This is a genomic window from Phaeospirillum tilakii (genome assembly GCF_042683125.1).
In the GTDB taxonomy this organism is placed as follows: domain Bacteria; phylum Pseudomonadota; class Alphaproteobacteria; order Rhodospirillales; family Magnetospirillaceae; genus Phaeospirillum; species Phaeospirillum tilakii.
Window position 1 is genome coordinate 1 of sequence record NZ_JBHUIY010000038.1, and the last position, 24,987, is coordinate 24,987.

The window sequence follows — 24,987 nt, forward strand, 5'->3', positions numbered from 1 at the left end:
ATTGGCCAAGGACTGGGAAAAATCCATCGCCTCCGCCGAAGCATGGATCAACGTCGCCCATATCCGCCTCACAACCAGGCGTCTCGCAAGGTATTGTTTCAATTCATAGAGTTTCGAGTCGGGCTCTAAGACTACGGTCTGTGCGCGAGAGTGCGGAACGCACGACGGATTAAGCCTTCGATATAGGACTTGGCGCAGACGCAAGTGTTAAGCGTCACCGTAGTCGCTTGCAATCGCATAACCGCATTGGGCGTAAGGCTCAGGAGGGACGCTTCTACAGGTAAGGAATTCGGGTGTCGCCTTAACTGAAGCGAATTAACACGGCGACGGGTAACGTCTTCTCTCCCCCACTGTCAGGCGCTTCCACAGGGAAGTTCACCGGCCAGGACATCATAGGTGTTCTCCGGTAGTTTGGCAGTGGGGGGGGAGAAATGTGGCTTCTTGGCAACGCCATATTGTAAATCATCTCAAATAGCCAATCAAAGAGATTGGCGAAATCGATCAAGAGATCGCCAGCGATCACAGAGATCCATTAGGCCAAAGAGAAGTCACCAACAACACGGCTCGAAGGGCTCTTGAAGAGTTTCTTGGATAGGTTTTCAACAGACCGGACAATGAACGGATATGGCCCTGGGATACAGGAAGGACCGAACACGAGAGGCGGTGGACGCGCCTCATCCGGTCAGATCGGATCGTGTTACACGAATGGTCAACGCGGGAACCGCCATTTCTGTCGGGAAAACCGACAGGGGATTGGGTGGGGATGGGCCGGAAGCGGACTGGCAGCTGTTAGGGAAGTTTACCGCAAGAGTGGTCCGTCAATAAGATCTCAGGGGGGAGTTCCCTTACACAAAAGACGCACGCTCTCAGCGTGGAGTGCCTCTTCGATATTCCGCATCAATGCCTTTTGGAAGCCTGGCATATTCGTGGATACCTCAATCGTCTCCTGCGCGATTGTGAGGTCGTGAAATGGGCGCGGCTCAACTGGCAGCGCGGCACGGACTCTATCGACCATTACGACCTTCAAGTGACTGCGGCCCTGCCGCGCTGCATAGAATGCACGCGTGTGTCCCTCGATCATCACCGGCCCTTGCGGTGTTATTTCGACGACTGGCGGGGTGATGATGCTCGTCGAACGGTCTGGAAGTCGATATCGGCACGGTGCGAACAACTCAAGACCAGTGCTCGATAATTCTTCCACCAACTTTGCGACCTGTAGAAGCTTGAATTCCTTCACCCGCGTCTGGCATACGCGCAACGATGTATCGAGTGCAAGTTCCTGTATGTCGAACCTCGCTTGCTCGTAGTGCCGGACGGTCTTGAGCGCGGCAAAGAGCTCATCGGAGCACATGGGCTCGATTGATATTGCTGCCGCCTCGGGGAGGGCGGACCTCGTTTCGTCGAACTGTTCGACAAAACTCACACCGAGACTGTTGATGACAGGAAGATCATCGTCGCTGGTATAGATTTTTATCTTCTCGGCGTCGTAGTGGAAGTCGTTGCCGACGGCTCCGCGCTCAGAACTGACTACCGCGGTCGCAGCGTCACTAGGAAAGTCCACCAATATCCCTGTAAAGCTGATGGAGCGCTCTTGGACGTCACACCCCATCGCTCTGAGCAGGTTTCGGCGCCGTTCTTCCTCGCGAGCATTCAGGCTAACCGGTCCGGCAACCATGCGAACTTTCACGCCGCGCCTTATCGCTGATGCTAGGGCTGGAAAGATAAACCAGAGCCAGTAGGTCGAAGAATCAGAAATCCAGATCGTAGACCGCGCTTCGATAAAGCAGTGGACGTATCCGAGCAAGCGCTCGTCGAAGCCATCGAATTGTGATGCAACACGGTGTCGGCCGACGAACTCCCGCTCTCTAGCGACGAACGTTCGCATAGCCTGAAAACCATTGTCGTACAAGTTTTCCTGAACCTCTCGCGTCATCCGATCAAAATCGGTCGCCAGAATGTCACCGGTCTCGATTTCGACTGAATACACTCCATCTTGGAGCGATTGCTGAATGTGCGTAGCGGAGGTGACCATTGTATCCGCCATGCCGAGCGCATATGCCCGAGCGTCTTCGAACTGCGACGCTCGCGGCGAAGTCGCACTTCGTAATCTGAATGCAAGCGTCTTATCGGAGAATCTGCCCGGGTGCCCGCGGTTCGCAGGGAAGACGTGGGTGGGGAGGTTGCTGACGGCGCCACCGTCGACGAGCACCGAGGTGCCCGACGTTACGGGTTGGAAGTAGACCGGTATCGCGCAGGAAGCTTGCACCGCCAGCGCGACTGATTCGTCTGGTGTGGTCTCGCGGCTCCAAACTTTTGGTTCCTTCTGGGATACATCCGCGGCGACGATGTGGAGAGGCAACGGGAGGTCCTTGAAGTGGATCGGTCGGTCGGGTACCGGCCGCCCCTGCTCGGCGAACACCCCCCGCAAGTTATTTTCCACCCAGGCGTGGAGCGCCGACGTGCTGAACATGCCACCGGCCTCGATCGCGTTCATCCATTTGCCACTGAACATACGGGCGAAGCCGGCGAACTTGGGCAATCCACTCTTCTTGAACGGCGCGGCTTCAACTCGTGCGGGAGCCTTGAAAGCTGCAAACTCCGTCTCAAGCATTCGCCGTTTAATCGAAGCAGGCGATGCGCCAGCCGCGACAAATGCGGCTACCACCGAGCCGGCAGAGCTGCCCGCCACGCGACTGAAACACACTCCTGCTTCAATTGCGGCTTCGTAAGCACCGGCATAGGCGGCGCCTCTTACCCCTCCGCCTTCAAAAGCAGCCATGCAATTCGAAAAATAGAAAGTCTTCAAATCCTGCCCTCAACGATAGAGGTGACAATATCAATTGCCTTCTCGGCCATTGGCCCCTTGTGATAACGCTCGAGGCCAGCAACGACTTCTTTTAGATGATTTGAACTTGCCAGTATCATCCGCATGAAGTCGAGTACTGGCGGGGAAAAGCTAAATTCCAATTTTGCTGCATAAGCGGCAAGGCGAGCGCATTGCAACACTGGAAATGGCAGGTGGCTAGCGTTAAATGAAATCTGCTTAGCTATAAGCGCTGACAACATTCCTGCTTCGAGAATTCTCGGCGCGCGACCACCTTGTGCTGGGAAGTAGAGGGCGGCGTTGATGTCGAAATCGGTAGTCTGGAGTAGGCTAACAAACGAGGTTGGCAACTTCAGGGTCCGAATGAGAAACGTCTCGTGCAGTGGCCAGATATCAAATGGGACTGGTGGCGCAGAGCTCTGAATACCGCCAAAAATCGTGGGGCGCACGTCCGAGGGTAGTAGATCGACCAAAGCTGCTATATCAACATCCGCAACGACGAGATCGACGTCTCTAGGAGGAGGTGATGCCTGAGTGTGGGGAGCGAGCGTGTCCCTCAACCATCCTCCGAAAACACAATACTGCGCCTTCGCGCTTTCCAGGTTCGCGAGCGCGCTGGAGAGACGGTCGCTCTTCTCAAGAACCGAGCGAAAGGCATCGTTGGCGGTGGTTACGTGCGGTGTGTCCTTGAGCAGAGTGGGTGATCGCTGTGTGCCAGCGACGCTCAGTATTTCTATGCTCTCGAACGCGCCCCCCCGGCTCAACCTTTGTACTCCGTGCTGGACGATATGATCCGATCGACGTCATCAAGCCTATGCACGGAATTTTTATCATAATCTGTCTCAGCGATCATCCAAGTTCTGCGTGGAGGAGCGTCCGCTTCTGGGATCGCAGCACGTTGCTATAAATGGCAAAAATGGGCGCAAAGCCGTCATAGCCGCATCCACGGGGAGACAATGCCACCATTCAGCGCACAGATAAATACCTGCTGACACGGACCAGCAGGAGCGACCAAATGCGATTTCGAGAATTCATGGCCGAAGAGGCCACGGCCACACCATACAGCGACAGCCTGAAGCGGCAGGCGGACACGAAGGCCGATCAGGCCAAGCGGATGAAACAGGCGGCCACACTTCAGAAGAAGCGTGAACAGGTCTCCAAGGCGAACGAGACAGCGCGCAAACGCCAGGGCGAACTGCTGGCACAGGCGCGTAAAGGCGCCCAGGCCGAAATGTAAGAAAATTTATGTTTCCTTATATTTCACGCTAACCGCTTATTCCATAAGGCGGATTTCTTCGGATGCGGCCACACATCGACCGGCAATATAATAATTTCCGTGCAGGGACTTATTATATGAGGTTTCGAGATGAAACAGGCCAAGGTGCTCAGCGAGGCGGAACTGAAGCGCGTTCTCGCCCTCGTCGCCTCCCAGCGCCACGCAGCCCGCAACCGCATGGCCGTGATGCTCAGCTTCTATGCCGGAATGCGCGTCGGTGAAATCGCGGCCCTGACCATCGGCGATGTGCTGGATGGGGAAGGACGCATTCGGGACCAAATTACCCTGCGGGCGGAAACCACCAAGACGGCCGAGGCGCGGACGGTGTTCGTGAACGGCAAGCTGCGCCGGGAATTCGAGCGTTACCAATCGTGTTACACGAATGGCGATCGCGGGAGGCCGTTCCTGATGACGCAGAAGGACACGGCATTCTCGCCCAACACCCTGTGCCAGCTTTTCGGCCGCATTTACAAGGATGCGGGGATCGACGGAGCGAGTAGCCATTCAGGGCGGCGCTGGTTTATCACCCGGCTGGCCCACTCGGGCGTGTCACCGAAGGTTATCATGACCTTGGCCGGACACCGCAACCTCAGCACCACCCAGCGCTATATCGAGGTCAACGACCACATGATGCGGGCGGCGGTCGAGGGGCTGTAACTCACTCCGTTCAATGGCCCTTCTCACATACTTGATGTATGTGAACTCGAAATTTTCATTTCTTGCCAAGCGTTTGCAGGTCCGGCCCGAGGGGCTGTCGGCCACTCGCCAGACAGTCCCGAACATACATGATGTATGTTCCCGGTCCTGGAGAGCGCCAAAGCGTCCGCCTGCCTCCGCGCTTTCGCCCCAATGTTACTTTCAAGTAAGTGATCGGACCGGGGGCCAACATACTTGAAGTATGTTCGACGGCCTAACCAACCACAGGTAGCGATCTATCTCCATCGACACTAACATTCTCCATATGGTTGTCATGGAGACGGAAATGGGAAACTTGGAGAAGCTGAAGCTGGTGGCGGTCGAGCGGACCAGCGCCAATACCCCGGAAGCGGCCATGCGGGCCAAGATGGTTGATGCGCTGAACCGGCAGATCGAAGCGGCCGAAGCGATGCTGAAGGGTGAACTGTTCCAGCGGCGGCGGCAAAGCTGGGTGCAGGACGCGGAGACGGGAACGAAAATCCTCAAGGACCTGCCGGTGCGCTTCCGTCCCTGGTATTGGCGCGACGAGAAGGGCGGGTATTTGGTGGAAATCCGCTACGGCAACAAGCGGCTGGAACTGAAGCCCAAGCTGTCCACGGTCCAGGTCGGCACAGCCGAAAATCTCGTTCCCACCTTGACGCTGATCCGTGACGCGGTGCTGGCGGGTGAACTGGACAAACAGCTTGCAGCGGCCAGGGGCCGTTACGGCAAGAAACTCACGCCCTGATCTCAGACAGCCCCGACGATCTTGCGGGGCTGTTTCTCTGAGTGGCCAATCGTGTTACACGACTGGCCCTGTCGGTTAAACCGACGCTGCCGCAGCGCCCGAGCGCCCCGGACGCTTTAATGGCCCAACGCGCAACTGGGATGCGCGTGATGGAAAATCGCGCTGGCCGCGCGCCATAGGCTGATTTCCCCTGCGCCCGTCATTCCGTCTCAAGCCACGCGGGCTTGAACGCGAAGAAATCCAGCGGGGATTTGAACTCACCGGCCCGGCTGATCGTGTCGTCCTTGCCATAGTGCTTGTGGATCATTTCGGGCGATGTGCCCATGTTGAGCGCCACCAGCCGCTCGTTCATCCCCTCGTTGAGCTTCAAGGTGGCCCAAGTGTGGCGGAAGCTGTAGGGGACATAGGGGTTTCCGTGATCGTCGACTTCCATGTCGAGCGCGGCCATCATCGTTGCGAATTGCCGCTTGAAGTCCAGCACGGCCTTTCCCGTCTTCTGATCGGCCAGGACGAAATCGTTGTCGCCCTTGAAGTCGCTGTAGATGCGGAAGGTCACGAGAAAGCGCCACACGAAGGGATCACACCAAACCGTTCTCTCGCCGGTTTTCGTGTCCTTCATGATTGTGAGGAAGGTGTGGTCTTCGCCATTGACGGTTTCGTTGCGAAAGTGCTTCCACAGGATTTGCTGACATTCCTTGCCGGGCCGTATTCCCGTTCCCAGCATGATGTGCACCCACGCGGCAAACACCATGCGGTCGGGATCAGGCACTTTCAGGTCGTTGCCTTCCGGCAAGGCCATATCCATGCAGTGCTGCAAAATCCGTTCGGCCTGGTCCCGCGTGAAGGCCGGGCGGGCGTGTCCCTTGAATTTCGTCTTGCCGTTGGCCTTGCCGCCAATCATCGGCATGCGGGAGCCTTCCAGCATGTCCTGTGAAATGGCGTATTTGAAAATCTGCCGCAGCACCGTGTCTTCCGCGTCGGCCTTGCCACGCGCGCCAAAGGTTTTCTTCCGCGTGTAGGTTATGCCGTCGGCGCGCTCGATGGTTTCCTGACTTTCCTGCGCGCCCGGTCCTGTCAGCCAATACGCCTTGCGCCAATCCTCATACTCGCTGATCGCCCGCTGGGTGATCTGCGTGATCTTCATCGCACCGAAATAAGGAATGAGGTAGCGGGTGACGATGCGGGTGTAGTCCCGGACCTGCCGTTCTTTCTTCGCGTCCAGGCTGCCAAGCCAGCGTTCCGCGACATATTTGAAAGTTCGCCCGGTCGGATCAAGGCCAAGCTCGATCTTGGTTTCGTTGGCGATCTTTTCCCTGCGCGCCCATTTCAGCGCCTCCTGCAAATTCTCCGTGCCGGTGCTGCGGACGAGGGATTTGCCGCCCTCCAGCTTTATCCGCGCTTGGTAAGCTTTCGTTCCGGGGCGGTGGTAGAGCGCAATGTCTCCGTCATCGAAATACGCATACTCGGTCTGCTTCGCGCGTGCCATCGATTGCAGCCCTCTAGTTGTGGCTTTTCCGCAAGCTCCACGCATAGTTTATGTTAATAGACTGTTAAATGCAAATCGGGCCCCTTCCGCGAAGAAGGGACCCGATGAGTGCGTTGAAAACGCTAAGGAAAATGGTGCCGGCGAAGAGACTTGAACTCCCGACCCGCGCATTACGAATGCGCTGCTCTACCAACTGAGCTACGCCGGCAGGAATTTGGCGGAACCATACCGGGGCGGGTCGGGAAAAGCAAGCGTCCGCCCGCCGGAAGAAAGACGCGGGCTCCGCCCGCACCCGCCAAGGGCCGCAAGGCCCTTGGATCCCATGCCCTTGTCCTTGCCACACCCGACCATCGAAGGGTTCCAAGGGCCTTGCGGCCCTTGGCGGGCGTGGGCGGAGCCCACATCATCCCCCGGTGCCGCGTCCGGCGGTGAGGCGGTGCAACGCCGCGACCAGGGCGTCGATGTCCTCCAGCGTGTTGTAGAGGGCGAAGCTCGGCCGCACCGTCGCCTCCAGGCCGAACCGGCGCAGGATCGGCTGGGCGCAATGGTGGCCGGACCGCACCGCGATCCCTTCCTGGTCGAGCGCCTTGCCCACCGCCTCGGGCGGGCAGGACTCCAGCACGAACGACACCACCCCGGCCCGCTGGGTCGGGCGGCCGATGATCCGCAGTCCGGGCACGGTGGCGAGACCGGCCAGGGCATGCTCGATCAGGGTGTGTTCCCAGGCGGCGATGTTGGCCATCCCGATCCCGTCGAGATAATCGATCGCCGCCCCCAGGCCGACCGCGTCGGCGATGCTGCCGGTGCCGGCCTCGAACCGGGCCGGGGCCGGCTGGTACAGGGTCTTCTCGAAGGTGACGTCGGCGATCATGTTGCCGCCGCCCTGCCACGGCGGCAGGGTTTCCAGCACATCCTTGCGGCCGTACAGCACCCCGATCCCGGTCGGGGCGAACATCTTGTGGCCCGACAGCACGAAGAAATCGCAGCCGAGCGCCTGGACGTCGGTCGGCATGTGCGACACCGACTGGGCGCCATCGACCAGGGCCAGCGCGCCGTGGCGGTGGGCGATCTCGACCAGCGCCGCCGCCGGAGTCACCGTCCCCAGCGCGTTCGACACCTGGGTGAAGGCGGCCAGTTTGGTGCGGTCGGTGAACAGCCGCTCGTATTCCTCCAGGATCACGTCGCCGTGGTCATCGACCGGGGCGACCTTCAGCCGCGCCCCGGTGCGGGCGCAGATCTGCTGCCAGGGAACGATGTTGGCGTGGTGTTCGAGCCAGGTGACGATCACTTCGTCGCCCGGGCCGAGGAAGCGGCCGCCCCAGGCCTGCGCCACCAGATTGATCGCCTCGGTGGCGCCGCGCACGAACACGATCTCCTCGACCGCGCCGGCATTGAGGAAGCGCCGCACCTTCTCGCGCGCCGCCTCGTAGGCGTCGGTCGAGCGCGCCGCCAGGGTATGGGCGGCGCGGTGGATGTTGGAATTCTCGTGCTGATAATAATGGGCCAGCCGCTCGATCACCGCGCGCGGCTTCTGGGTGGTGGCGCCATTATCGAGCCAGATCAGCCGCCGGCCGTGGATCCGCTCTTCCAGAATCGGGAAGTCGCGCCGGATCGAGGCGGCGTCGAACGGGCGTACCCCGCTGACCGGGGCCGGGGCGGTCCCGAGCGGCGGCACCGCGTCGCGCGTGGGCAGGGCCGGGGCGGGGCCGATTCCGTCCACCCCGTCGAGGAAGTAATACCCACCGCTCGGCGGCGCGGCGGCCGGGGCGGCCGGAACCGTCGCCGGGGCCGCCGGGGCCGCCGGAGCGGCGGTGGTGTCCGGCGTCGGCGGCACGGCGATGCCGGACGGCGGCTCGATCGGCGGCACCTGGGCGGCGGACAGGTCGGCGGTGCCGTCGGGCGCGGCCGGGCCGCCGGCATGTTCGGGCGGCACCAGCGCCAGCACCGGCCCGAGCAGGGCCGGGGCGTTGCGCAGGTCGCCATCGCCCGGCGGGGTCGCCGGCGGGACGGCGGTGGGGTTGACCGGCGGCGGTTTGGGCGCGGCGGCGAGCGGGCCGAGGCCCGGCACCGCCGGCACGGTGGTGAGGAAACCGATTTCGGGCGCGGTCGGCGTCCCCGGCGGCACGAAGCCGCCGGTCGGCCCGGTCTCGACCAGGGGGGCGGCGGGGGCCGCCGTCCCGATCGAGGGCACGGTTTGACCCGGGAAGGCGGCGAAGAAGGCATTGGCCATCTTCGCGATCAGCGCCGGGTCGGGGGCTCCCGCGACGGGAGCGTCGGGGAGAAAGTCGCTCATGCGAATTTCTTGTCGTAATCGAAGTAATGGTCGAGTTCGACCCCGTCCAGCACCGCGATGGCGTCGTCGGTCAGCACCGCCGCCGAGCAATAGAGCGAGATCAGGTAAGACGCGATCGCCTTGCGATTGATCCCCATGAAGCGGACCGACAGCGACGGCGCCACCTCGCCCGGCACCCCCGGCTGGAACAGCCCGACCACGCCCTGCTTCTTCTCGCCGGTGCGCAGCAGCAGGATCTTGCTCTTGCCGGCCTCGTCGATCGGCAGCTTGTCGGAGGGGACGATCGGCAGGCCGCGCCAGGTGATGAACGGATTGCCGAACAGATTGACGGTGGCCGGCGGCACGCCGCGCTTGGTGCATTCGCGGCCGAAGGCGGCGATGGCGCGGGGATGGGCGAGGAAGAAGGCCGGTTCCTTCCACACCTTGGTGATCAGCTCGTCGAGATCGTCCGGGGTCGGCGCGCCCTTCAGCGGGCGGATCCGCTGGCTGTCGGCGATGTTGTTGAGCAGCCCGTATTCCGGGTTGTTGAGCAGCTCGGTCTCCTGCTTCTCCTTGACCCGCTCGATCAGCAGCCGGAGCTGTTCCTGGATCTGGTCGATCGGGTGGGAATAAAGGTCGGACACCCGGGTCTGGACGTCGAGCACCGAGGTCACCGCGTTCAGCGAATATTCGCGCGGATGCTCCTCGTAGGGGACATAGCTTTCCGGCAGATCGGTGTCGCTGCGCGGGCTGCACTTGACGTCGGCGGCGGTGGCGGCGGCGGCTTCCTTGACGCGGTTGAGCCGATAGATGCCGGCCTCGACCGGGGTCCAGGGCAGGAACGACACCAGCCAGCGCGGGGTGATGCCCGACCATTGCGCCCGGGTCTTGGTGGCGTTGGCGAGCTGGCGCGCCGCCTGCTCGTTCAGGGTGCGGCGAACCTCGACGTCCTCGGACATGAACGCGTCTCCTCGTGCTGCGAAAAGTCGAAAGGCGTAAATTCAGGACAACTTTTGTACAGTCAGTTTCTGTCAAATCGCCGCCGCTGCCGAGACCGCCACGGGCACGCGCCGTCGCTTTCCTCCGCTATGGTGGAGCCGGAGGCGGAGACAGCGGAGGGCCGGGTTGACCCCTCCGTGGAACGTGCCTCGGCGTCATTCCTGGTTCCCGTTTTTTTTGCATTTTGCTATGCTGGTGCACGCGGGGAGGACATTCTCGGGGGGCGGGAATGAGCGCGGGGCGCATGTTTTGTTTGCCCGTCGATGGCAGCAGGACGCCCGCCAGTGACGCCTGAGGAAATCCCGGCCACGGATACGCCCATGAGCAATTTCGCCCCGCCGCCGACCAAATATGGACCGCAACCGGCTCAGGCCAAACCAGACGGTGGGCAACGATCCGTCCATGCCCCACCGCCGACCAAATTCGGCTCCCCGCCGGTGCAGGCGAAGACGGCGGCCCCGCCCCCGCCGTCGCATCCTCCGCCCTCAGGCCAGAGCAATCCGGCGGAGGTCATCCAGCCGTCCCGGTATTTCAGAAGCGCGGCGGCCGCCTTCGGTGCGATGGGTGCCATTGGCGGCGGTCTCATCGGTGGGCCGATCGGCGGCACCTTGGGGAAAATCGTGGGGACCACATTCGGGGGACTCGTGGGGGGAGCCTTGCCGTATGCGTTCGATTATTATCGATCCCATCAGGCACAGGGTTATGAAGACGCGCATCCTGGATACCATTCGGTCGAAAAGCATAGCGCCTGGCACAGCCCGGACAACGTCCTGGGCCGGACAGTCAAGGGCGCCAAGATTGTCGGCACAAAAAAGTCATACGAATCAGACATGACGAACTGGAATGGGGATATCGTCCCCTACAACAAGACGTCTTCGCAATTTTCAACCGACAACTGGCAGCTTTTTTCGATCAAGGAAGGCGTCAAGCGGCTGAAACTCATTGATCCAGGGGCTACTTTTTGCGCTGCGAAACCCGCCAGCCAATCTCCCGGCCGCCAATTTTATATAAAATTCACGGGATGGACGACAGGCTTTAATTACAGCCAGGCAAACAAAGACGGATCGTCAACGGAATATGTTTTCTATAATTTCATAAAGGATAAAGTTACTGGAGAATATTTCCTGATTCAGCACTATCCTGTTCCAGAGTCCGACGCGACCGCCTCGGCACTGACCACGTACACCGTCTCCACCTGGCAACTGATCTGAAATAACGGAGGGGTTCGGGGAGCCGGGCTCCCCGAGCGGGGCGCGGGGCGGCGGCCGCCCCGCCTCAGACCGCCGGCCGGGCCGGGGCGACCGAATCGAGCGCGGCGACGATCGAGGCGATGCCGGTACTGCGCAACGGCCGGAACGGCTTGTCGAGACGTCGGCACAGCGACTTGACCCGGTCCTGGGCGGCGTGGCTGACGCAGCCGACCGGGAACAGCACCGCGTCGGCGCGTTCGAGCTGGGCGTCGAGCTTGGACAGGCTCTGCTCGACCCCGCCGTCATGGTGGACGAAGGCGCCGTTGTGGGCTTCGACGATCCGGCGCAGGTGGCTGACATGCTGGTGGCGGCCGCCGACATAAAGGATCAGCCGGCCGGACAGATCGAGGGCGGAAGCCTGATCGTTGGTCATCGCGGGTCTCCTTGCGGGCACGGGTTCAGATCGAATAATCGAAGGATTCATAGGCCAGCGCGCCGAGCAGCTCGCCGGGCGGACGGGACTCGCCGGCCGGGTTGGCGCGGATCACCTTGGCCGGGATGCCGGCGACGGTCGAATGGGGCTCGACCGGGCGCAGCACCACCGAGCCGGCGGCGATGCGGGAAAAGGCGCCGATCTCGATGTTGCCGAGGATCTTGGCCCCGGCCCCGATCATCACCCCCCGCCGCACCTTGGGGTGGCGGTCGCCCGAATCCTTGCCGGTGCCGCCCAGGGTGACGTTCTGCAACAGCGAGACGTCGTCCTCGACCTCGGCGGTCTCGCCCACCACCAGCCCGGTGGCGTGATCGAGGAAGATGCCGCGCCCGAAGCGGGCGGCGGGGTGGATGTCGGTCTGGAACATGTCGGACGAGCGGCTTTGCAGGTAGAGGGCGAAGTCGCGCTCGCCCCGCCGCCACAGCCAGTGCGCCAGCCGGTGGGTCTGGATCGCGTGGAATCCCTTGAAATAAAGGAACGGCTCGATCAGCCGGTCGCAGGCGGGGTCGCGGTCGAGCACGGCGGCGATGTCGGCGCGCAGGCCGAGCCCGATCTCGGGCTCGGCGGCGGCGGCGCGGCGGAAGGTGGCGGCCAGCAGCTCGCGCGGCACCAGCTCGTTGCCGAGCCGGGCGGAAATGCGATGGAACGCCGCCTCCTCCAGCGAATCATGTTCGAGGATCGAGGCGACGAACAGTCCGGCCAGCATCGGCGCGCGGTGGAAGGCGTCGGCGGCCTCGTGCCGCAGGCGCCGCCACAGCAGGTCGTCGGCGGCGGGGAGGGGATCGAGCGGCGTGGGCAGGCCGCGTACCTTGCTGGCTTCGGTCATTCGGCGTAGTCCGGGTAGATCATCACCAGATAGAACAGCGCCTCGATCGGGCCGCCATTGCGGTAGGAATGCGGCCGGTCGGCGACGAAATGGACCGCGTCGCCGTCCTCCAGCCGGTAAAGGGCGCCGTCGAGGCCGATGTCGAGCCGGCCCTGGGCCAGCACCAGATTCTCGATCGTGCCGGGCGGGTGGGCCTCGGCCTCCTCGACCGTGCCGGCGGCCAGCCGCATCTCGTAGAATTCGGTCCGGCGCGGCCCGGCGAAGGGGAACAGCGCCCGCGACGAAAAGCGGCCGTTGCGCGAGGACAGCAGCTTGGCCCGGTGGGCCCGCAGCACGGTGACCTCGGCCCCGCTGATCTGGGCGGTGAAGGCCGACAGCGGCACCCGCAGCGCGCGCGAGATCTTCCACAGCACCGCCACGCTCGGCACCGAGCGGCCCAATTCGATCTGCGACAGCATCGCCCGGCTGACCCCGGAGGCGCGCGACAGCCGTTCGAGCGACAGGCCGTTGCGGGTGCGCAGCCGGCGCAGATTGCCGCCGACCAGCAGGGAAATGTCGCCGTTCGGGACCTCCGGCGTTTCCGGTGCGTCCGGGGCGGTGGCGAGAGACGGCGCGGGATGAGGAAAAACGACTGCCATCGCGGAGGGTCCGTCCGGTTGCTGCGCGGCCGGCTCCCGGCGGCGCAGGCCGGGCACCGCCGCCGCCGACGGGCTGGGCGGCCCAGCCGTGGCGGTTGACTGCCTCGGGCGCCCGCAAGCCGTGCGGCTGAAAGGCTCCCTCGCACCACAAGGTAGGGGCGGGGGGTATCACGTGTCAATCTATAAAATGACTAGATTTATAGCGTTGACGCCGGGGCGGCGCCGCCCGCTTCGCTGGCTTTCGCGCGTCCCCCCGGCTAAAATAAAAGGGTCGCTGGGCCGGGCCTGCCCGGGCGGGCGGCAACAACCTTCTGCTTAACTCCTTGAAAAACAGACGCCGCACAGCGCCTGGACCGTGGCCGCGCCGCGTGTAAGCCATAAGACGAGATGTGCGCGCGACGGGGGATGCCGGTTCTGATGGTCAAGGCAGGCGGATGGCGGTAATGGCGGAAGGCAAAAGCGTGGCGGACCCGGCCGCCGTCCCGGTCGGGTCGCTGGACGACGACGCCCTGCTGGCCCGGATGAAGGCGGACGACGCCGCCGCCTATCGGGTGCTGGTCGAGCGCCATGTCGACCGCGCCTACGCGCTGGCGCTCAGGATGCTGCGCAACGTCGCCGACGCCGAGGACGTCGCCCAGGATTCGATGGTCAAGGCCTGGACCCACCGCCATGCGTGGGAGCCGGGCCGGGCCCAGTTCAGCACCTGGCTGTACCGGGTGGTGGTCAACCGCTGCATCGACCTGACCCGGCTGCCGTCGAACGCCAACATCGACGACGTGCCCGAACCGGCCGAGGACAAGCCCGACGCGGTCGAGACCCTGCACCGGCGCGAGGTCTACAGCCGGCTGGAGCGGGCGATCAGCCGGCTGCCGGCGCAGCAGCGGGCGGCGGTGACGCTGGCTTATTACGACGACCTCGGCAATGGCGAGATCGCCCAGATCCTCGGCACCACCGTCAGCGCGGTCGAGAGCCTGCTGAAGCGCGGCCGTCAGGGGCTGCGGCAGGCGCTGCGGGGCTCGGAGGGGGAATTTCGACATTTGCTGGCCCAAGGGTGAATTTTTTCGCCTGCTTGTGCCGCGAACTCCGTTAGAATGATGCGAGGCCTTCCGAACGAGGCCGGTCCCGGCGTTTGCCGGGGATCAAGGATCAGAAGGAGACACTTCCATGCCCGTCATTGCGACCAATACCGCCTCCAATACCGCGCTGCGCTACCTGAACCTCAATTCCGCGCAGGAATCGAGCACCCTGTCGAAGCTGGCCTCGGGCTCCCGCATCGTCAGGGCTTCGGATGACGCGGCCGGCCTCGCCATCGGCACCCGGATCAAGTCGGATGTCACCTCGCTCGGCGCGGCCGCGACCAACGCCTCCCAGGCGCAGTCGATCCTGCAGATCGCCGACGGCGGTCTGGCCCGTATCGGCGACATCCTGCAGCGCATGAAGGCCCTGGCCGTCCAGGCGGATTCCGGTACCGTTACCGCGACCGAGCGCAGCTACATCGCCTCGGAATTCACCCAGCTCCAGAGCGAAATCGACACCATCGCGTCGGCGACCCGGTACAACAACCAGTCGCTGCTCAATGGCACCCCGGCGTTCTCGTCGGCCGTGAACTTCATGGTCGGCACCAGCACCAGCGATACGATTTCGATTCAGATCTCCTCGGCTTCGGCCTCCACCCTGGGCGTCAACAGCATCTCCGTCGGCGGTTCCACCACCACGGCGGCGGTGTCGGCGATCAGCGCCCTCGATTCGGCCATTTCCACCATCTCGCAGATGCGGGCGTCGGTGGGTGCCACCGAGTCCCGGTTCGAGTTCCAGTCGCAGGCGATCGCGACCTCGAACGAAAACCTGTCCGCGGCGCAGTCGGTGATCATGGACGCCGACGTGGCGGAAGAGAAGTCCAAGCTCTCCTCGCAGGACGTCAAGACCCAGGCGGCCATCGCCGCGCTGACTCAGGCGAACCAGCTGCCGCAGAACCTGCTCAGCCTCCTCAAGAGCTAAGCAGTCTTCTTTAAGCAGGCGCCGCCGGCCCACCAGCCGGCGGCGTCGTGCTTTCCGGCGCGGGAGGCTGCCGCCGGCCGCGGCGTGTCGCAACCGTTCCGGCAATGGCGAGATCGCCCGGATCCCCGGCGCCACCGTCAGCGCGGTCGAACGCCTGCCGAGGCGGCGCGGCCGGGGCCGTGGGGCCTGGGAGGAATTTCGACATTTGCAGGCCCTGGGTTGAATTTTTTTCGCCTGTTTTTCCCGCGAACTCCGTTAGAATGTCGTAAGGCCTTCCGAACGAGGCCGGCCCCGGGGAATGCCGGGGTATCAAGGATCAGAAGGAGACACTTCCATGCCCGTCATTGCGACCAATACCGCCTCCAATACCGCGCTGCGCTACCTGAACCTGAACTCCTCGCAGGAATCGAGCACCCTGTCGAAGCTGGCCTCGGGCTCCCGCATCGTCAGAGCTTCGGATGACGCGGCCGGCCTCGCCATCGGCAGCCGGATCAAGTCGGATGTCACCTCGCTCGGCGCGGCCGCGACCAACGCCTCCCAGGCGCAGTCGATCCTGCAGATCGCCGACGGCGGTCTGGCCCGTATCGGCGACATCCTGCAGCGCATGAAGGCCCTGGCCGTCCAGGCGGATTCCGGTACCGTTACCGCGACCGAGCGCAGCTACATCGCCTCGGAATTCACTCAGCTCCAGAGCGAAATCGACACCATCGCGTCGGCGACCCGGTACAACAACCAGTCGCTGCTCAATGGCACCCCGGCGTTCGCGTCGGCCGTGAACTTCATGGTCGGCACCAGCACCAGCGATACGATTTCGATTCAGATCTCCTCGGCTTCGGCCTCCACCCTGGGCGTCAACAGCATCTCCGTCGGCGGTTCCACCACCACCGCGGCGGTGTCGGCGATCAGCGCCCTCGATTCGGCCATTTCCACCATCTCGCAGATGCGGGCGTCGGTGGGTGCCACCGAGTCCCGGTTCGAGTTCCAGTCGCAGGCGATCGCGACCTCGAACGAAAACCTGTCTGCGGCGCAGTCGGTGATCATGGACGCCGACGTGGCGGACCAGAAGTCCAAGCTCTCGTCGCAGGACGTCAAGACTCAGGCGGCCATCGCCGCGCTGACTCAGGCGAACCAGCTGCCGCAGAACCTGCTCAGCCTCCTCAAGAGCTAAGCAGTCTTCTTTAATCAGGCGCCGCCGGCCCACAAGCCGGCGGCGTCGCGGTATGGGGCGGTCCGTCCGTTTCGCCGAAGCGGAGGCTTCGCCCCCCGGGAGGCGTCTCCATGGCCACAGTCAGCAGCACCAACACCAGCAGCGCCGCGTCATCGACGTCGGCCGGCTATGCGACTTATACCAGTGGCTTCAACGCCACCGAACTGGCGCAGATCGGTTACGAGGGCCGTCTGGCGAAAGCCGACAGCCTGTCCACCAAGGTCACCGCCAACCAGACCAAGATTTCCGCCTATCAGAACCTGCAATCGCTGTTGCAGTCGGTGCAGTCGCCGCTGAAGGCCCTGCGCAATTCGGTAAAGGCGACCGGCAGCGCCAGCGATGCCTTCCTGTCGCGCTCGATCGCGCTGGCCTCGTCGGATTCGACCGCCGCCAATTCCTATCTCGGCGCCACCGTCGCCTACGGCACCACCCTCGGCAGCCACGACATCGTCGTCAATCAGGTCGCCAAGGTGGAGCGGCTCGGCTCGATTTCGGAAGTCGCCAGTGCCTCCAGCGCGCTGTCGCTGTCGGGCACCTTCACCCTCGGCACCGCCTCGGCCGAGGATGGCTCCGGCGCCACCAGCGCGGTGATCTCGATTTCCTCCAGCATGACGCTGGCCGACATCGCCGGCGCGATCAACGTCTCGCAGAGCGCGACCGGGGTGATCGCCTCGGTGGTGCAGACCTCCGACAGCAAGTACATGCTGGTGCTGACCGGGGCGACCACCGACCGCACCCTCAGCCTGACCCCCGGCGGCGGCCCCGACGTGCTGCAAAGCCTGGGCATCACCAGCGATGGCTCCGGCACCAAGGCCGATGTCCTCCAGTCCGCCCAGCCGGCCAAGCTGACCATCGACGGGGTGACCGTCACCCGCTCGACCAACACCATCACCGACGCGATCAAGGGGGTGACCCTCAGCCTCTACAAGCCGTCGGTCGCCACCGCCTACAGCACCACCACCAGCGGCGGCTCCACCACCACCTCGGCCTCGGTCACCAGCACCACCCTGTCGCTCGATGTCACCAACGACACCTCGACGGTCGAAAACGACATCAACGCCTTCGTCTCCGCCTACAATTCGCTGCGCGATTTCGTCCTGACCAACCAGTCGCTCAGCACCAGCGGCACCACCGCCAGCGACAGCGCGGTGCTGTTCGGCGATTCGATCCTGCGCAGCGTCACCAGTTCGGTGCAGTCGATTCTGTCGAGCGAAGTCAACGGCCTGTCGCTCGGCAAGCTCGGGATCTCGTTCGACGTCAACAATTATCTCCAGATCAAGACGGCGACGCTGGAAAACGCGCTCGACAATTCGTTCGATTCGGTACAGGCGCTGTTCTCCTACCAGGCGACCAGTTCGTCGGGAAACCTCCAGCTGCTTTCGCACAACGACACGCTGACCTCGGCCACCCTCAATTTCGACCTCACCGTCGATGGGTCGGGGAAACTGTCGGGGGTGAGCTGCAACGGCGACAGCTCGCTGTTCACCGTCGATGGCGGCTCGATCAAGGGCGCGGTTGGGTCGATCTACGAAGGGATGGCGTTCGTCTTCGTCGGCAACACCAACCAGAGCATCACCGTCAATCTCAGTTCCGGCATCGCCGAACGGCTGTATTCCACCATCAGCGAATTCGCCGACAGCACCTCCGGCCAGATCGCCAACGCGGTCAGTTCCCTGACCAGCCAGGACAACGACCTGTCGTCGCGGATCACGGCGATCCAGTCCGACGCCGAGGCCTATCGCCAGTTCCTTTTAACCAAATATTCCAACATCGCTGCCAAACTGGCCACCGCCCAGACCACTCTGGCCCTGCTGGCCGCCTTGTCCAAGACCTCCAATTAGTCTCTGCCGACGGAGACCGGAGGGCCGGCCCGGAAGGTGACGGATCGGGTCGACGGCCGCCCCGCGCGGGGCGGCCGCCGGGGCGAGGATGTCAGTTCCCGGGGCGGCCCTTCGGCGTCCGCGGCCGGTCATATCGAGGAGGAGCAGGATGATCCCGTCGCAGCGGGCCAACGCCGCCTATCAAGCCGGAGCCATGACCGTGCCGCCGCTGCATGCGGTGGTGATGCTTTATGACGGCATTCTGGTGCGCATTCGCAACGCCGGCATCGCGGCCGGACAGAACGACTGGGCCCGTCAGTACGAGGAAGTGTCCCGTGCGGTCGAGCTGTTGCGCGGCCTGCTGTCGGTGCTCGATTACGAGCGGGGCGGCGACGTGGCGCGCGGCCTGCACCAGACCTATCACGCCAACATCACCGCGCTGATGCGTTCGGTCGGCCGGTCCGAGGCGCACGAGATGTATCGTCGCATCGAGAGTGGCCTGCGCGAACTGCGCAACGCCTGGGCCGAGATCGCCGGGGTGCCGGAAAGCAACCCGTCCGAGGCGGCCGAGGGAAAATGATTCCCCTCGCTCCGGCCGGAATCGCCCGGTCGCGGGAAAAAGATTCCGGTCGCTCCGGCCGGACCCGCTAGGTCGGAGCCTCTTTTCGTCGGCAGAACGCCGGCGCCCCGGGCCGTGCCCGGGGCGCGGTCGACGCGCGCCCGCGCCATGGCGTGATCGGCGGGGTCCGGCGGGGAATCGTCAGATGGCATGTGCGTTGCATTGAAAAACCCGAGGCGGCGGGGCCGATGCGAAATCAAGCGCCGGAAAATGCCGCCGGGTGCGTAGAAGTTCCAGAGCGCGATGGGTTTCCCCTCGCCCGACCTATTCAACGGGGTACGCCATGACGACCGTCTCTGCCACGAGTTCGAGTTCCAGCACCCTCACCAAAGGCGCCGAGAACGTTTCGACCATCGAGACGCAGTTCCTGACGCTGCTCTGCACCGAGCTCAAGAATCAGAACCCGTTGAATCCGGTCGACGGCTCGCAGTTCACCAGCCAGCTGATCCAGTATGCCGGCCTTGAGCAGCAGCTCAATGCGAACACCTACCTGAGCAAGATCGCCTCGTCGATCTCGTCGGTGTCGGCCTCCAGCCTGTCCACCGGGGTCGGCTACATCGGCAAGACCGTCACCGCCGAGACCAACAAGCTGTCGGTCGATTCCTCGGGCTCGATGGGGGCGGAATGGGTCTATGATCTGCCTTCGAACGCCGCGTCGACCACCCTCGCGGTCACCAATTCGAACGGCAAGACGATCTACACCAAGAGCGGCGACACCTCCACCGGCGACCACACCTTCGCCTGGGACGCCACCGACAGTTCCGGCGCCGACGTGTCGGCCGGGACCTACACCCTGACCGTCAGTTCGGTGGATTCCGCCGGGAAAGCGGTCACCGCCTCCACCTACATCGTCGGGAAGGTGACGGCGGTCGATTCCTCCAATGGTTCCCTCGCCCTGGAGGTTGGCGGCGTCTCCGTCGATCTCGGCAAGGTCACCCGCGTCGCCGCTTAACCGGGAGAAACTCCATGTCGATCGCCTCGGCCATGTCCACCGCCGTTTCCGGTTTGAAGTCGGAAGCGCAGGCCCTGTCCACCGTGGCCAACAACCTGGCCAATTCCTCGACCATCGGCTACAAGGCCAACAGCACCCGCTTCATTTCGCTGGTGACCACCTCCTACACCGACAACGTCCCGTCCTCGGGCGCGGGTGTCACCGCGGTGTCGCGCCAGAACGTGGCGGCGCAGGGGGGGGTGTCGGCCACCTCGTCCTCCACCGACATGGCGATCGACGGCAACGGCTTCTTCGTGGTCAGCCGCAAGAGCAGCAGCGCCGGCACCGGCACGCCGACCAACCCGCTCTACACCCGCGACGGCGAATTCTCGGTCGATGACGAGGGCTATCTGTCGCTCGGCAACGATTATTATCTTGAGGGCTACACCTACAGCTACAACACCTCGACCGGCGCCAACGTCGCGACCGGGTCGGTCGGGGCGCTGCGGGTGCAGGACGGCAAGGAAAAGTGGAAGCCGACCGCGAACCTCTCGCTGGACGCCAACCTGCCGATGTCGGTGTGGAACAAGGCGAAGACCACCGGCGTGCCGTCCTCGATCACCACCTCCACCACCATCTATGACACCATCGGCACCAGCCACACGGTGACGATGACCTTCACCACCGACGCCTCGGCGTCCGATCAGTGGGATGTGTCGCTGACCTCGTCCGAGCCCAGCCTCAGCTTCAGCACCAGCTATTACACGATGCTGTTCAGTCCGACCAACGGCTCGCTCAGCCAGGTCAACGGCAGCGCGGTCACCGCGCCGATCACCGTGTCGTCGAATCTGGTCACCGCCACCGGCACCCTGCCGCTGACCTTCGACTTCACCGATCTGACCCAGTACGACAGCGGCAGCACCTTCAAGCTGACCAGCCTCAGCCAGGACGGCTATCCGCCCAGCAGCTACAGCGGGGTGACGGTGTCGAGCGACGGGGTGGTCACCTCCACCTACGGCAGCGGCCTGACCATCACCATCGGTCAGGTGGCGCTGTACAACTTCGCCAACGTCAACGGCCTGACCGTGCTGAGCGACGGCATGTATCAGGAAAGCACCACCTCGGGCAAGGCGCTGGCCGGGGTGTCGGGCGACAACGGCACCGGCACGATCAAGTCGCAGGCGCTGGAAGCCTCGACCACCGACACCGGGACCGAATTCACCAAGATGATCGTGGCCCAGCAGGCCTATTCCGCCGCGTCGCAGGTGATCAGCACCTCGAAGACGATGTTCAACGACCTGGTTTCGGCGGTACGCTGAGGCCTGAACCGGAAGGGACCGTGTGATGTCGGAACCTCCCTCGCTTTCCGATCCGCTGCCGGCCGAACTGGGGTTCGAACGCCGGCTGGAGGAGGCGCGGGAATCGCTGCCCGATCTGGTGCGCGGGGCCGGGGACGATCCGCTCGGCGACGACGCCCGGCAGGTGGCCGAGCGGCTGGCGCGGCGGATCGCCGAGATGCCGCCGGGCGAACGCCGGCAGATCCGGCGGCGGATCGCGGTGGCGATCAATGATCTGGAGGGGTTGGTCGGCGAGCTTGAAGGCGAGCTGTCCACCCTGTCCGAGGACCTGCGGGCGCTCAACCGTCACGGCGGCGCGGCGCGGGCCTATCTTCAAGGGGCGGTCGTCGCCCACGACCGGTCGTCCTGACCGTCGGCGGCGTCGTTATTCGTCATAAGGAGCCTCGTCATGCTGCAGAATGCCGCTTCAGACCCGTCCGACACCGACCACATCGACGGCGCGGCCCAGGCGCTGCTTGAGGTGGTGACCGAGCTGGCGCTGGTGATGGACGAAGAGAACCGGCTGCTGGCCGAGGGAATGCCGGCCGGGGTGGTGCCAACCGCCGAGCGCAAGACCGAGCTGGCGGCCGATTATGCCGCGTTGTGGGAAGGCGTCCGTGCCGACGTCGCCCAGACGCTGGCCGACGATCCCGAGTTCAGCGAGACGCTGATCCAGGCGGTGGGCGATCTGCGCGAGATCGCCGCCGAGAACGTCGCCCGGCTTGAGGCGGCGATCCTGGCGTCGCGGCGGCGGGTCGACGCGGCGCTGGCGGCGTTGCGCGACGAGGCCGGGGTTGGCCGTCCCTATGGCGCCGATGGCGAAACCCAGGTGGGGCGCTATTCGGTGGTCGGGACCAATTTTCACATTTGAGTCCCGCAGAAGCGGGATGAGGAAGGAGCGGGCTGATGTCGTCGCTTAACACTGCCCTGTCGATCGCGTCGGGTTCGCTGCAGGCGCTCCAGACCCAGTTGTCGACCTCGTCGTCGAACGTCTCGAATGCCGACGTCGACGGCTATACCAAGAAGAGCGCCAACAAGACCAGCCTCGCCACCCGGAGCGAGGGGGCCGGGGTCTATGTCACCTCGGTCACCAGCAACGTCGATCCGTGGCTGCTGAAGAGCATCTACGGCGCCACCTCGACCAGCGGGGCGTCCGCGACCCTGGCCGACTATTACGAGGAGGTCGGTTCCTCGCTCGGCGCGCTGTCCTCCGACAGCAGCAGCAGCGGCGACAATCTGTCGTCCGAACTGACCACCCTGGCCGCGACGCTGACCAAGCTGGCCGCCAGCCCGACCAGCACCGCGCTGAAAACCTCGACGGTGCAGAACGTCGAGCAGTTCACCTCCTCGTTGCGCACCACCTCGAGCGCGGTGCAGTCGATGCGCGAAGAGGCCGATACCGCGATCGCCAACGCGGTCGACAGCATCAATTCCGATCTGCAGGCGATCGACAAGCTCAACAAGTCGATCGTGCGCGCCACCGCCGTCGGCTCCTCCACCGCCACGCTCGAGGATCAGCGCGCCAATCTGGTCGCCGACCTGTCGAGCCGGATCGGGGTGACCTCCTTCACCAAGAACGACGGCTCGCTGGCGATCTACACCGCCGGCGGCACCCCGCTGCTCGACGCCTCGGTCCACGCCCTGTCGTTCAGGCACAGCGGGACGATCGGCGCCGCCTCCACCTATTCCGGCGGCCAGCTGTCCGGGGTCTATGTCGATGCCACCCTCGATGCCAACGGCGATCCGGTCAGCGGCACCGGCATCAACCTCACCAGCAAGATCGACACCGGCAGCCTGTCGTCGCTGATCGCGATGCGCGACAGCGTGCTGCCGGGGATGCAGACCCAGCTCGACGCGATCGCCACCTCGTTCAAGTCGGCGATCAACAGCGCGCACAATACCGGCACCGCCGCGACCCAGCCCAACAAGTTGACCGGCTCGGTCACCGGCCTCGCCCTCGGCAACGCTCTCACCGGCAGCGGCAACCTGACGGTGGCGGTGACCAACCAGTCCGGTACCACCGTTGCCGCCGCGACCATCGCTCTGCCGACGACGCCCGCGACGGTCCAGGGGTTGCGCGACACGATCAACGGCATTCCCGCCCTGACCGGGTTGGTGACCGCCAGTGTCGATGCCAGCGGTCGCTTTGTCCTGACCGCCACCAGCGCGTCGAACGGCGTCGCCCTGTCGGGGGGCTCGGTCACCGCGGTCGGCGGCACCAGCTACAGCCCGGGGGTCAGCCTGTCCTCGGCGCTGGGGCTCAACGATCTGGTCACCGGCACCGGCGCCGGCGACATCGCGGTGCGTTCGGACATCCTGGCCAAGCCGACCCTGCTGGCGACCGAGACCTTCTCGACCGCCGCTGCGGCGATGACGGCCGGGGGGACGATCATCGTCTCGAGCGATGCCCAGATCCAGTCGCTGGCCACCGCGCTCGATTCCTCGGGGGTGGCGTCCTCCTCGGCCGATCTGATTTCCCAGGTGGCCTCCGACATGACCGCGAGCAAGGCCCGGGCCAGCGCCGACGAAACCTCGCTGACCACGCTGACCTCGTCGTTCTCGTCGAAATACGGCGTCAACGTCGACGAGGAGACCGCCAACATCCAGGCGCTCAGCCAGTCCTATGCCGCCTCGGCTCAGGTCGTCAGCACGGTCAAGTCGATGTTCGAGAACCTGCTTTCGGCGGTGAAGTAAACCTTTGGCACAAGCGGTGACATCATGACGGAACGTGTTTCGACCTACGGGCTCGCCAACACCATGCTCTCCTCCGCGATGGGGTTGCAGTCCCGCTTCGCCCAGGCGTCGGCCCAGAATGCCTCGGGCCTCAAGGGCAACAATTACACCGACCTCGATCCGGGCGAGTGCGGCCGGCTGATCGCGGTCGAGAACGCCCTCAACCGCACCCAGACCTGGTCGTCCAACGCCCAGACCGTGCTCTCCCGGGTCGAGGCGATGTACGCGGCGATGGGCGACATGACCGACAAGCTGACCAATCTGCGCACCACGCTGTCGGTGGCGATGTCGGACACCGCGACGGTGGTCGATTATGCCGCGTTCGGCAGCGAGCTGCTCGACGATCTCGCCGGGCTGATGAACACCGAGGTGGCCGGCGATTACGTCTTCGGCGGCACGGTGTCGAAGATCAAGCCGGTCGACACCGCCAACCTGTCGACCACCCCCTCGGTCGCCGCCCCGGACACCGCCTATTACGAGGGCTCGTCCAGTCTGGCCTCGGTCCAGGTGTCGATGGACGTCACCGTCACCTACGGCGTCAATGCCGGCGACACCAGCGACGGCTTCGAAAAGGCCCTGCGTGCCGCCAACCTGCTGAAGCACACCACGCCGCTCACCGCCTCGGCGATCAGCGCGATCTACGACCTGACCGTCGCGGCGATCGATGAACTGACCTCCACCCAGGCCGGCCTGTCCCTGACCGCCAGCCGGCTGACCTCGGCCAAGACCCTGCAGGACAACGCCGCCACCCTGCTGACCAATCAGGTCAGCTCGCTGAAGGACGTCGATACCGCCGCCGCGGCGGTCAAGGTCACCAACCTCCAGACCACCCTGCAATCCTCTTATTCCGCGCTGGCCAAGGTCACCAAGCTGTCGCTGACCAATTATCTGTAAGACCGCCCGGCCGCTGACCTG

At 64.1% G+C, this 24,987-nt stretch carries 23 protein-coding genes, 1 tRNA gene and 1 pseudogene; 16 read left to right on the plus strand and 9 right to left on the minus strand.

The window, feature by feature from the left end:
* Window positions 1-109: pseudogene (locus ACFSNB_RS15220) on the plus strand (IS5/IS1182 family transposase); the annotation flags it as partial.
* A gap of 720 nt (window positions 110-829) precedes the next feature.
* On the opposite strand, the gene ACFSNB_RS15225 reads toward ACFSNB_RS15220, so the two are convergent.
* On the minus strand, window positions 830-2,806 hold the full coding sequence (locus tag ACFSNB_RS15225; protein ID WP_377318083.1) for a patatin-like phospholipase family protein: 1,977 nt from the start codon (window positions 2,804-2,806) through the stop codon (window positions 830-832).
* Window positions 2,803-3,588, minus strand: coding sequence for a hypothetical protein (locus ACFSNB_RS15230; protein ID WP_377318085.1), 786 nt, complete (start codon window positions 3,586-3,588; stop codon window positions 2,803-2,805). Before ACFSNB_RS15230 ends, ACFSNB_RS15225 begins: the two co-directional genes overlap by 4 nt.
* A 251-nt stretch (window positions 3,589-3,839) precedes the next feature.
* Here ACFSNB_RS15230 and ACFSNB_RS15235 point away from each other — a divergent pair, with 251 nt between their 5' ends.
* The 3 genes from ACFSNB_RS15235 to ACFSNB_RS15245 all read left to right on the plus strand — a co-directional run bounded on the left by ACFSNB_RS15235 (window position 3,840) and on the right by ACFSNB_RS15245 (window position 5,523).
* Window positions 3,840-4,061, plus strand: a complete 222-nt coding sequence (locus ACFSNB_RS15235) for a hypothetical protein (RefSeq protein WP_377318087.1) — start codon at window positions 3,840-3,842, stop codon at window positions 4,059-4,061.
* A gap of 129 nt (window positions 4,062-4,190) precedes the next feature.
* Window positions 4,191-4,757 (plus strand): tyrosine-type recombinase/integrase, encoded by a 567-nt coding sequence (locus tag ACFSNB_RS15240; protein ID WP_377318089.1) that lies wholly within the window; start codon window positions 4,191-4,193, stop codon window positions 4,755-4,757.
* A gap of 325 nt (window positions 4,758-5,082) precedes the next feature.
* Complete coding sequence (locus ACFSNB_RS15245) at window positions 5,083-5,523, plus strand: hypothetical protein (RefSeq protein WP_377318091.1); 441 nt, start codon at window positions 5,083-5,085, stop codon at window positions 5,521-5,523.
* 199 nt (window positions 5,524-5,722) lie between these two features.
* Here ACFSNB_RS15245 and ACFSNB_RS15250 read toward each other — a convergent pair whose 3' ends face one another.
* The 4 genes from ACFSNB_RS15250 to ACFSNB_RS15265 form a co-directional block, all read right to left on the minus strand.
* Complete coding sequence (locus ACFSNB_RS15250) at window positions 5,723-7,009, minus strand: tyrosine-type recombinase/integrase (protein ID WP_377318093.1); 1,287 nt, start codon at window positions 7,007-7,009, stop codon at window positions 5,723-5,725.
* 132 nt (window positions 7,010-7,141) lie between these two features.
* Window positions 7,142-7,217: transfer RNA gene (locus tag ACFSNB_RS15255), tRNA-Thr, on the minus strand.
* Window positions 7,218-7,412: 195 nt separating this feature from the next.
* A complete protein-coding gene (locus tag ACFSNB_RS15260; protein WP_377318095.1) occupies window positions 7,413-9,302 on the minus strand; it encodes a family 2A encapsulin nanocompartment cargo protein cysteine desulfurase in 1,890 nt (629 codons plus the stop codon).
* The gene (locus tag ACFSNB_RS15265) at window positions 9,299-10,240 is read right to left on the minus strand and encodes a family 2A encapsulin nanocompartment shell protein (protein WP_377318097.1); all 942 of its coding nucleotides are present in this window, start codon (window positions 10,238-10,240) and stop codon (window positions 9,299-9,301) included. The genes ACFSNB_RS15260 and ACFSNB_RS15265 overlap by 4 nt, the downstream gene beginning before the upstream one ends.
* 360 nt (window positions 10,241-10,600) lie before the next feature.
* Here ACFSNB_RS15265 and ACFSNB_RS15270 point away from each other — a divergent pair, with 360 nt between their 5' ends.
* Window positions 10,601-11,491 (plus strand): hypothetical protein, encoded by an 891-nt coding sequence (locus ACFSNB_RS15270; protein ID WP_377318099.1) that lies wholly within the window; start codon window positions 10,601-10,603, stop codon window positions 11,489-11,491.
* Between the two features lie 64 nt (window positions 11,492-11,555).
* On the opposite strand, the gene ACFSNB_RS15275 is transcribed toward ACFSNB_RS15270, so the two are convergent.
* From ACFSNB_RS15275 to ACFSNB_RS15285, 3 genes are read right to left on the minus strand one after another with little or no spacing between them, the layout of a single operon-like run.
* The gene (locus tag ACFSNB_RS15275) at window positions 11,556-11,903 is read right to left on the minus strand and encodes a DUF2325 domain-containing protein (RefSeq protein ID WP_377318101.1); all 348 of its coding nucleotides are present in this window, start codon (window positions 11,901-11,903) and stop codon (window positions 11,556-11,558) included.
* Window positions 11,904-11,928: 25 nt separating this feature from the next.
* The gene (gene cysE / locus ACFSNB_RS15280) at window positions 11,929-12,789 is read right to left on the minus strand and encodes a serine O-acetyltransferase (RefSeq protein WP_377318103.1); all 861 of its coding nucleotides are present in this window, start codon (window positions 12,787-12,789) and stop codon (window positions 11,929-11,931) included.
* Window positions 12,786-13,427 (minus strand): helix-turn-helix domain-containing protein, encoded by a 642-nt coding sequence (locus ACFSNB_RS15285; RefSeq protein WP_377318105.1) that lies wholly within the window; start codon window positions 13,425-13,427, stop codon window positions 12,786-12,788. Before ACFSNB_RS15285 ends, cysE begins: the two co-directional genes overlap by 4 nt.
* Window positions 13,428-13,870: 443 nt before the next feature.
* Here ACFSNB_RS15285 and ACFSNB_RS15290 point away from each other — a divergent pair, with 443 nt between their 5' ends.
* From ACFSNB_RS15290 to ACFSNB_RS15340, 11 genes are all read left to right on the plus strand, one after another.
* Window positions 13,871-14,482: an RNA polymerase sigma factor gene (locus tag ACFSNB_RS15290; protein ID WP_377318107.1), complete on the plus strand. Its 612-nt coding sequence runs from the start codon at window positions 13,871-13,873 to the stop codon at window positions 14,480-14,482.
* 109 nt (window positions 14,483-14,591) lie between these two features.
* The gene (locus ACFSNB_RS15295) at window positions 14,592-15,425 is read left to right on the plus strand and encodes a flagellin (RefSeq protein WP_377318109.1); all 834 of its coding nucleotides are present in this window, start codon (window positions 14,592-14,594) and stop codon (window positions 15,423-15,425) included.
* 334 nt (window positions 15,426-15,759) lie between these two features.
* On the plus strand, window positions 15,760-16,593 hold the full coding sequence (locus tag ACFSNB_RS15300) for a flagellin (RefSeq protein WP_377318111.1): 834 nt from the start codon (window positions 15,760-15,762) through the stop codon (window positions 16,591-16,593).
* A gap of 110 nt (window positions 16,594-16,703) precedes the next feature.
* Entirely contained in the window at window positions 16,704-18,473 is a 1,770-nt protein-coding gene (gene fliD / locus ACFSNB_RS15305) for a flagellar filament capping protein FliD (RefSeq protein ID WP_377318113.1), read from the plus strand.
* A gap of 148 nt (window positions 18,474-18,621) precedes the next feature.
* Window positions 18,622-19,032, plus strand: coding sequence for a flagellar export chaperone FliS (gene fliS / locus ACFSNB_RS15310; RefSeq protein WP_377318115.1), 411 nt, complete (start codon window positions 18,622-18,624; stop codon window positions 19,030-19,032).
* Window positions 19,033-19,354: 322 nt separating this feature from the next.
* Window positions 19,355-20,023, plus strand: coding sequence for a flagellar hook assembly protein FlgD (locus tag ACFSNB_RS15315; RefSeq protein WP_377318117.1), 669 nt, complete (start codon window positions 19,355-19,357; stop codon window positions 20,021-20,023).
* A gap of 14 nt (window positions 20,024-20,037) precedes the next feature.
* Window positions 20,038-21,321, plus strand: coding sequence for a flagellar hook protein FlgE (locus tag ACFSNB_RS15320; protein WP_377318119.1), 1,284 nt, complete (start codon window positions 20,038-20,040; stop codon window positions 21,319-21,321).
* Window positions 21,322-21,346: 25 nt separating this feature from the next.
* Complete coding sequence (locus tag ACFSNB_RS15325) at window positions 21,347-21,709, plus strand: hypothetical protein (protein ID WP_377318121.1); 363 nt, start codon at window positions 21,347-21,349, stop codon at window positions 21,707-21,709.
* Between the two features lie 39 nt (window positions 21,710-21,748).
* Window positions 21,749-22,210, plus strand: a complete 462-nt coding sequence (locus ACFSNB_RS15330) for a hypothetical protein (protein WP_377318123.1) — start codon at window positions 21,749-21,751, stop codon at window positions 22,208-22,210.
* Window positions 22,211-22,245: 35 nt separating this feature from the next.
* Entirely contained in the window at window positions 22,246-24,033 is a 1,788-nt protein-coding gene (gene flgK / locus ACFSNB_RS15335) for a flagellar hook-associated protein FlgK (protein WP_377318125.1), read from the plus strand.
* A 24-nt stretch (window positions 24,034-24,057) separates the two neighbouring features.
* Window positions 24,058-24,966: a flagellin gene (locus ACFSNB_RS15340; protein WP_377318127.1), complete on the plus strand. Its 909-nt coding sequence runs from the start codon at window positions 24,058-24,060 to the stop codon at window positions 24,964-24,966.
* Window positions 24,967-24,987 lie beyond the last annotated feature (21 nt).

Excerpts from the sequence above, each read along its gene's own strand:
- fliS (WP_377318115.1), top strand. The coding sequence starts at position 18,622 with ATGATCCCGTCGCAGCGGGCCAACGCCGCCTATCAAGCCGGAGCCATG.
- ACFSNB_RS15300 (WP_377318111.1), top strand. The coding sequence starts at position 15,760 with ATGCCCGTCATTGCGACCAATACCGCCTCCAATACCGCGCTGCGCTAC.
- ACFSNB_RS15285 (WP_377318105.1), bottom strand. The coding sequence starts at position 13,427 with ATGGCAGTCGTTTTTCCTCATCCCGCGCCGTCTCTCGCCACCGCCCCG.
- ACFSNB_RS15295 (WP_377318109.1), top strand. The coding sequence starts at position 14,592 with ATGCCCGTCATTGCGACCAATACCGCCTCCAATACCGCGCTGCGCTAC.
- ACFSNB_RS15275 (WP_377318101.1), bottom strand. The coding sequence starts at position 11,903 with ATGACCAACGATCAGGCTTCCGCCCTCGATCTGTCCGGCCGGCTGATC.
- ACFSNB_RS15325 (WP_377318121.1), top strand. The coding sequence starts at position 21,347 with ATGTCGGAACCTCCCTCGCTTTCCGATCCGCTGCCGGCCGAACTGGGG.
- ACFSNB_RS15290 (WP_377318107.1), top strand. The coding sequence starts at position 13,871 with ATGGCGGAAGGCAAAAGCGTGGCGGACCCGGCCGCCGTCCCGGTCGGG.
- fliD (WP_377318113.1), top strand. The coding sequence starts at position 16,704 with ATGGCCACAGTCAGCAGCACCAACACCAGCAGCGCCGCGTCATCGACG.
- ACFSNB_RS15260 (WP_377318095.1), bottom strand. The coding sequence starts at position 9,302 with ATGAGCGACTTTCTCCCCGACGCTCCCGTCGCGGGAGCCCCCGACCCG.
- flgK (WP_377318125.1), top strand. The coding sequence starts at position 22,246 with ATGTCGTCGCTTAACACTGCCCTGTCGATCGCGTCGGGTTCGCTGCAG.
- ACFSNB_RS15250 (WP_377318093.1), bottom strand. The coding sequence starts at position 7,009 with ATGGCACGCGCGAAGCAGACCGAGTATGCGTATTTCGATGACGGAGAC.
- ACFSNB_RS15330 (WP_377318123.1), top strand. The coding sequence starts at position 21,749 with ATGCTGCAGAATGCCGCTTCAGACCCGTCCGACACCGACCACATCGAC.
- ACFSNB_RS15270 (WP_377318099.1), top strand. The coding sequence starts at position 10,601 with ATGAGCAATTTCGCCCCGCCGCCGACCAAATATGGACCGCAACCGGCT.
- ACFSNB_RS15315 (WP_377318117.1), top strand. The coding sequence starts at position 19,355 with ATGACGACCGTCTCTGCCACGAGTTCGAGTTCCAGCACCCTCACCAAA.
- ACFSNB_RS15265 (WP_377318097.1), bottom strand. The coding sequence starts at position 10,240 with ATGTCCGAGGACGTCGAGGTTCGCCGCACCCTGAACGAGCAGGCGGCG.
- cysE (WP_377318103.1), bottom strand. The coding sequence starts at position 12,789 with ATGACCGAAGCCAGCAAGGTACGCGGCCTGCCCACGCCGCTCGATCCC.
- ACFSNB_RS15320 (WP_377318119.1), top strand. The coding sequence starts at position 20,038 with ATGTCGATCGCCTCGGCCATGTCCACCGCCGTTTCCGGTTTGAAGTCG.
- ACFSNB_RS15240 (WP_377318089.1), top strand. The coding sequence starts at position 4,191 with ATGAAACAGGCCAAGGTGCTCAGCGAGGCGGAACTGAAGCGCGTTCTC.
- ACFSNB_RS15245 (WP_377318091.1), top strand. The coding sequence starts at position 5,083 with ATGGGAAACTTGGAGAAGCTGAAGCTGGTGGCGGTCGAGCGGACCAGC.
- ACFSNB_RS15340 (WP_377318127.1), top strand. The coding sequence starts at position 24,058 with ATGACGGAACGTGTTTCGACCTACGGGCTCGCCAACACCATGCTCTCC.
- ACFSNB_RS15235 (WP_377318087.1), top strand. The coding sequence starts at position 3,840 with ATGCGATTTCGAGAATTCATGGCCGAAGAGGCCACGGCCACACCATAC.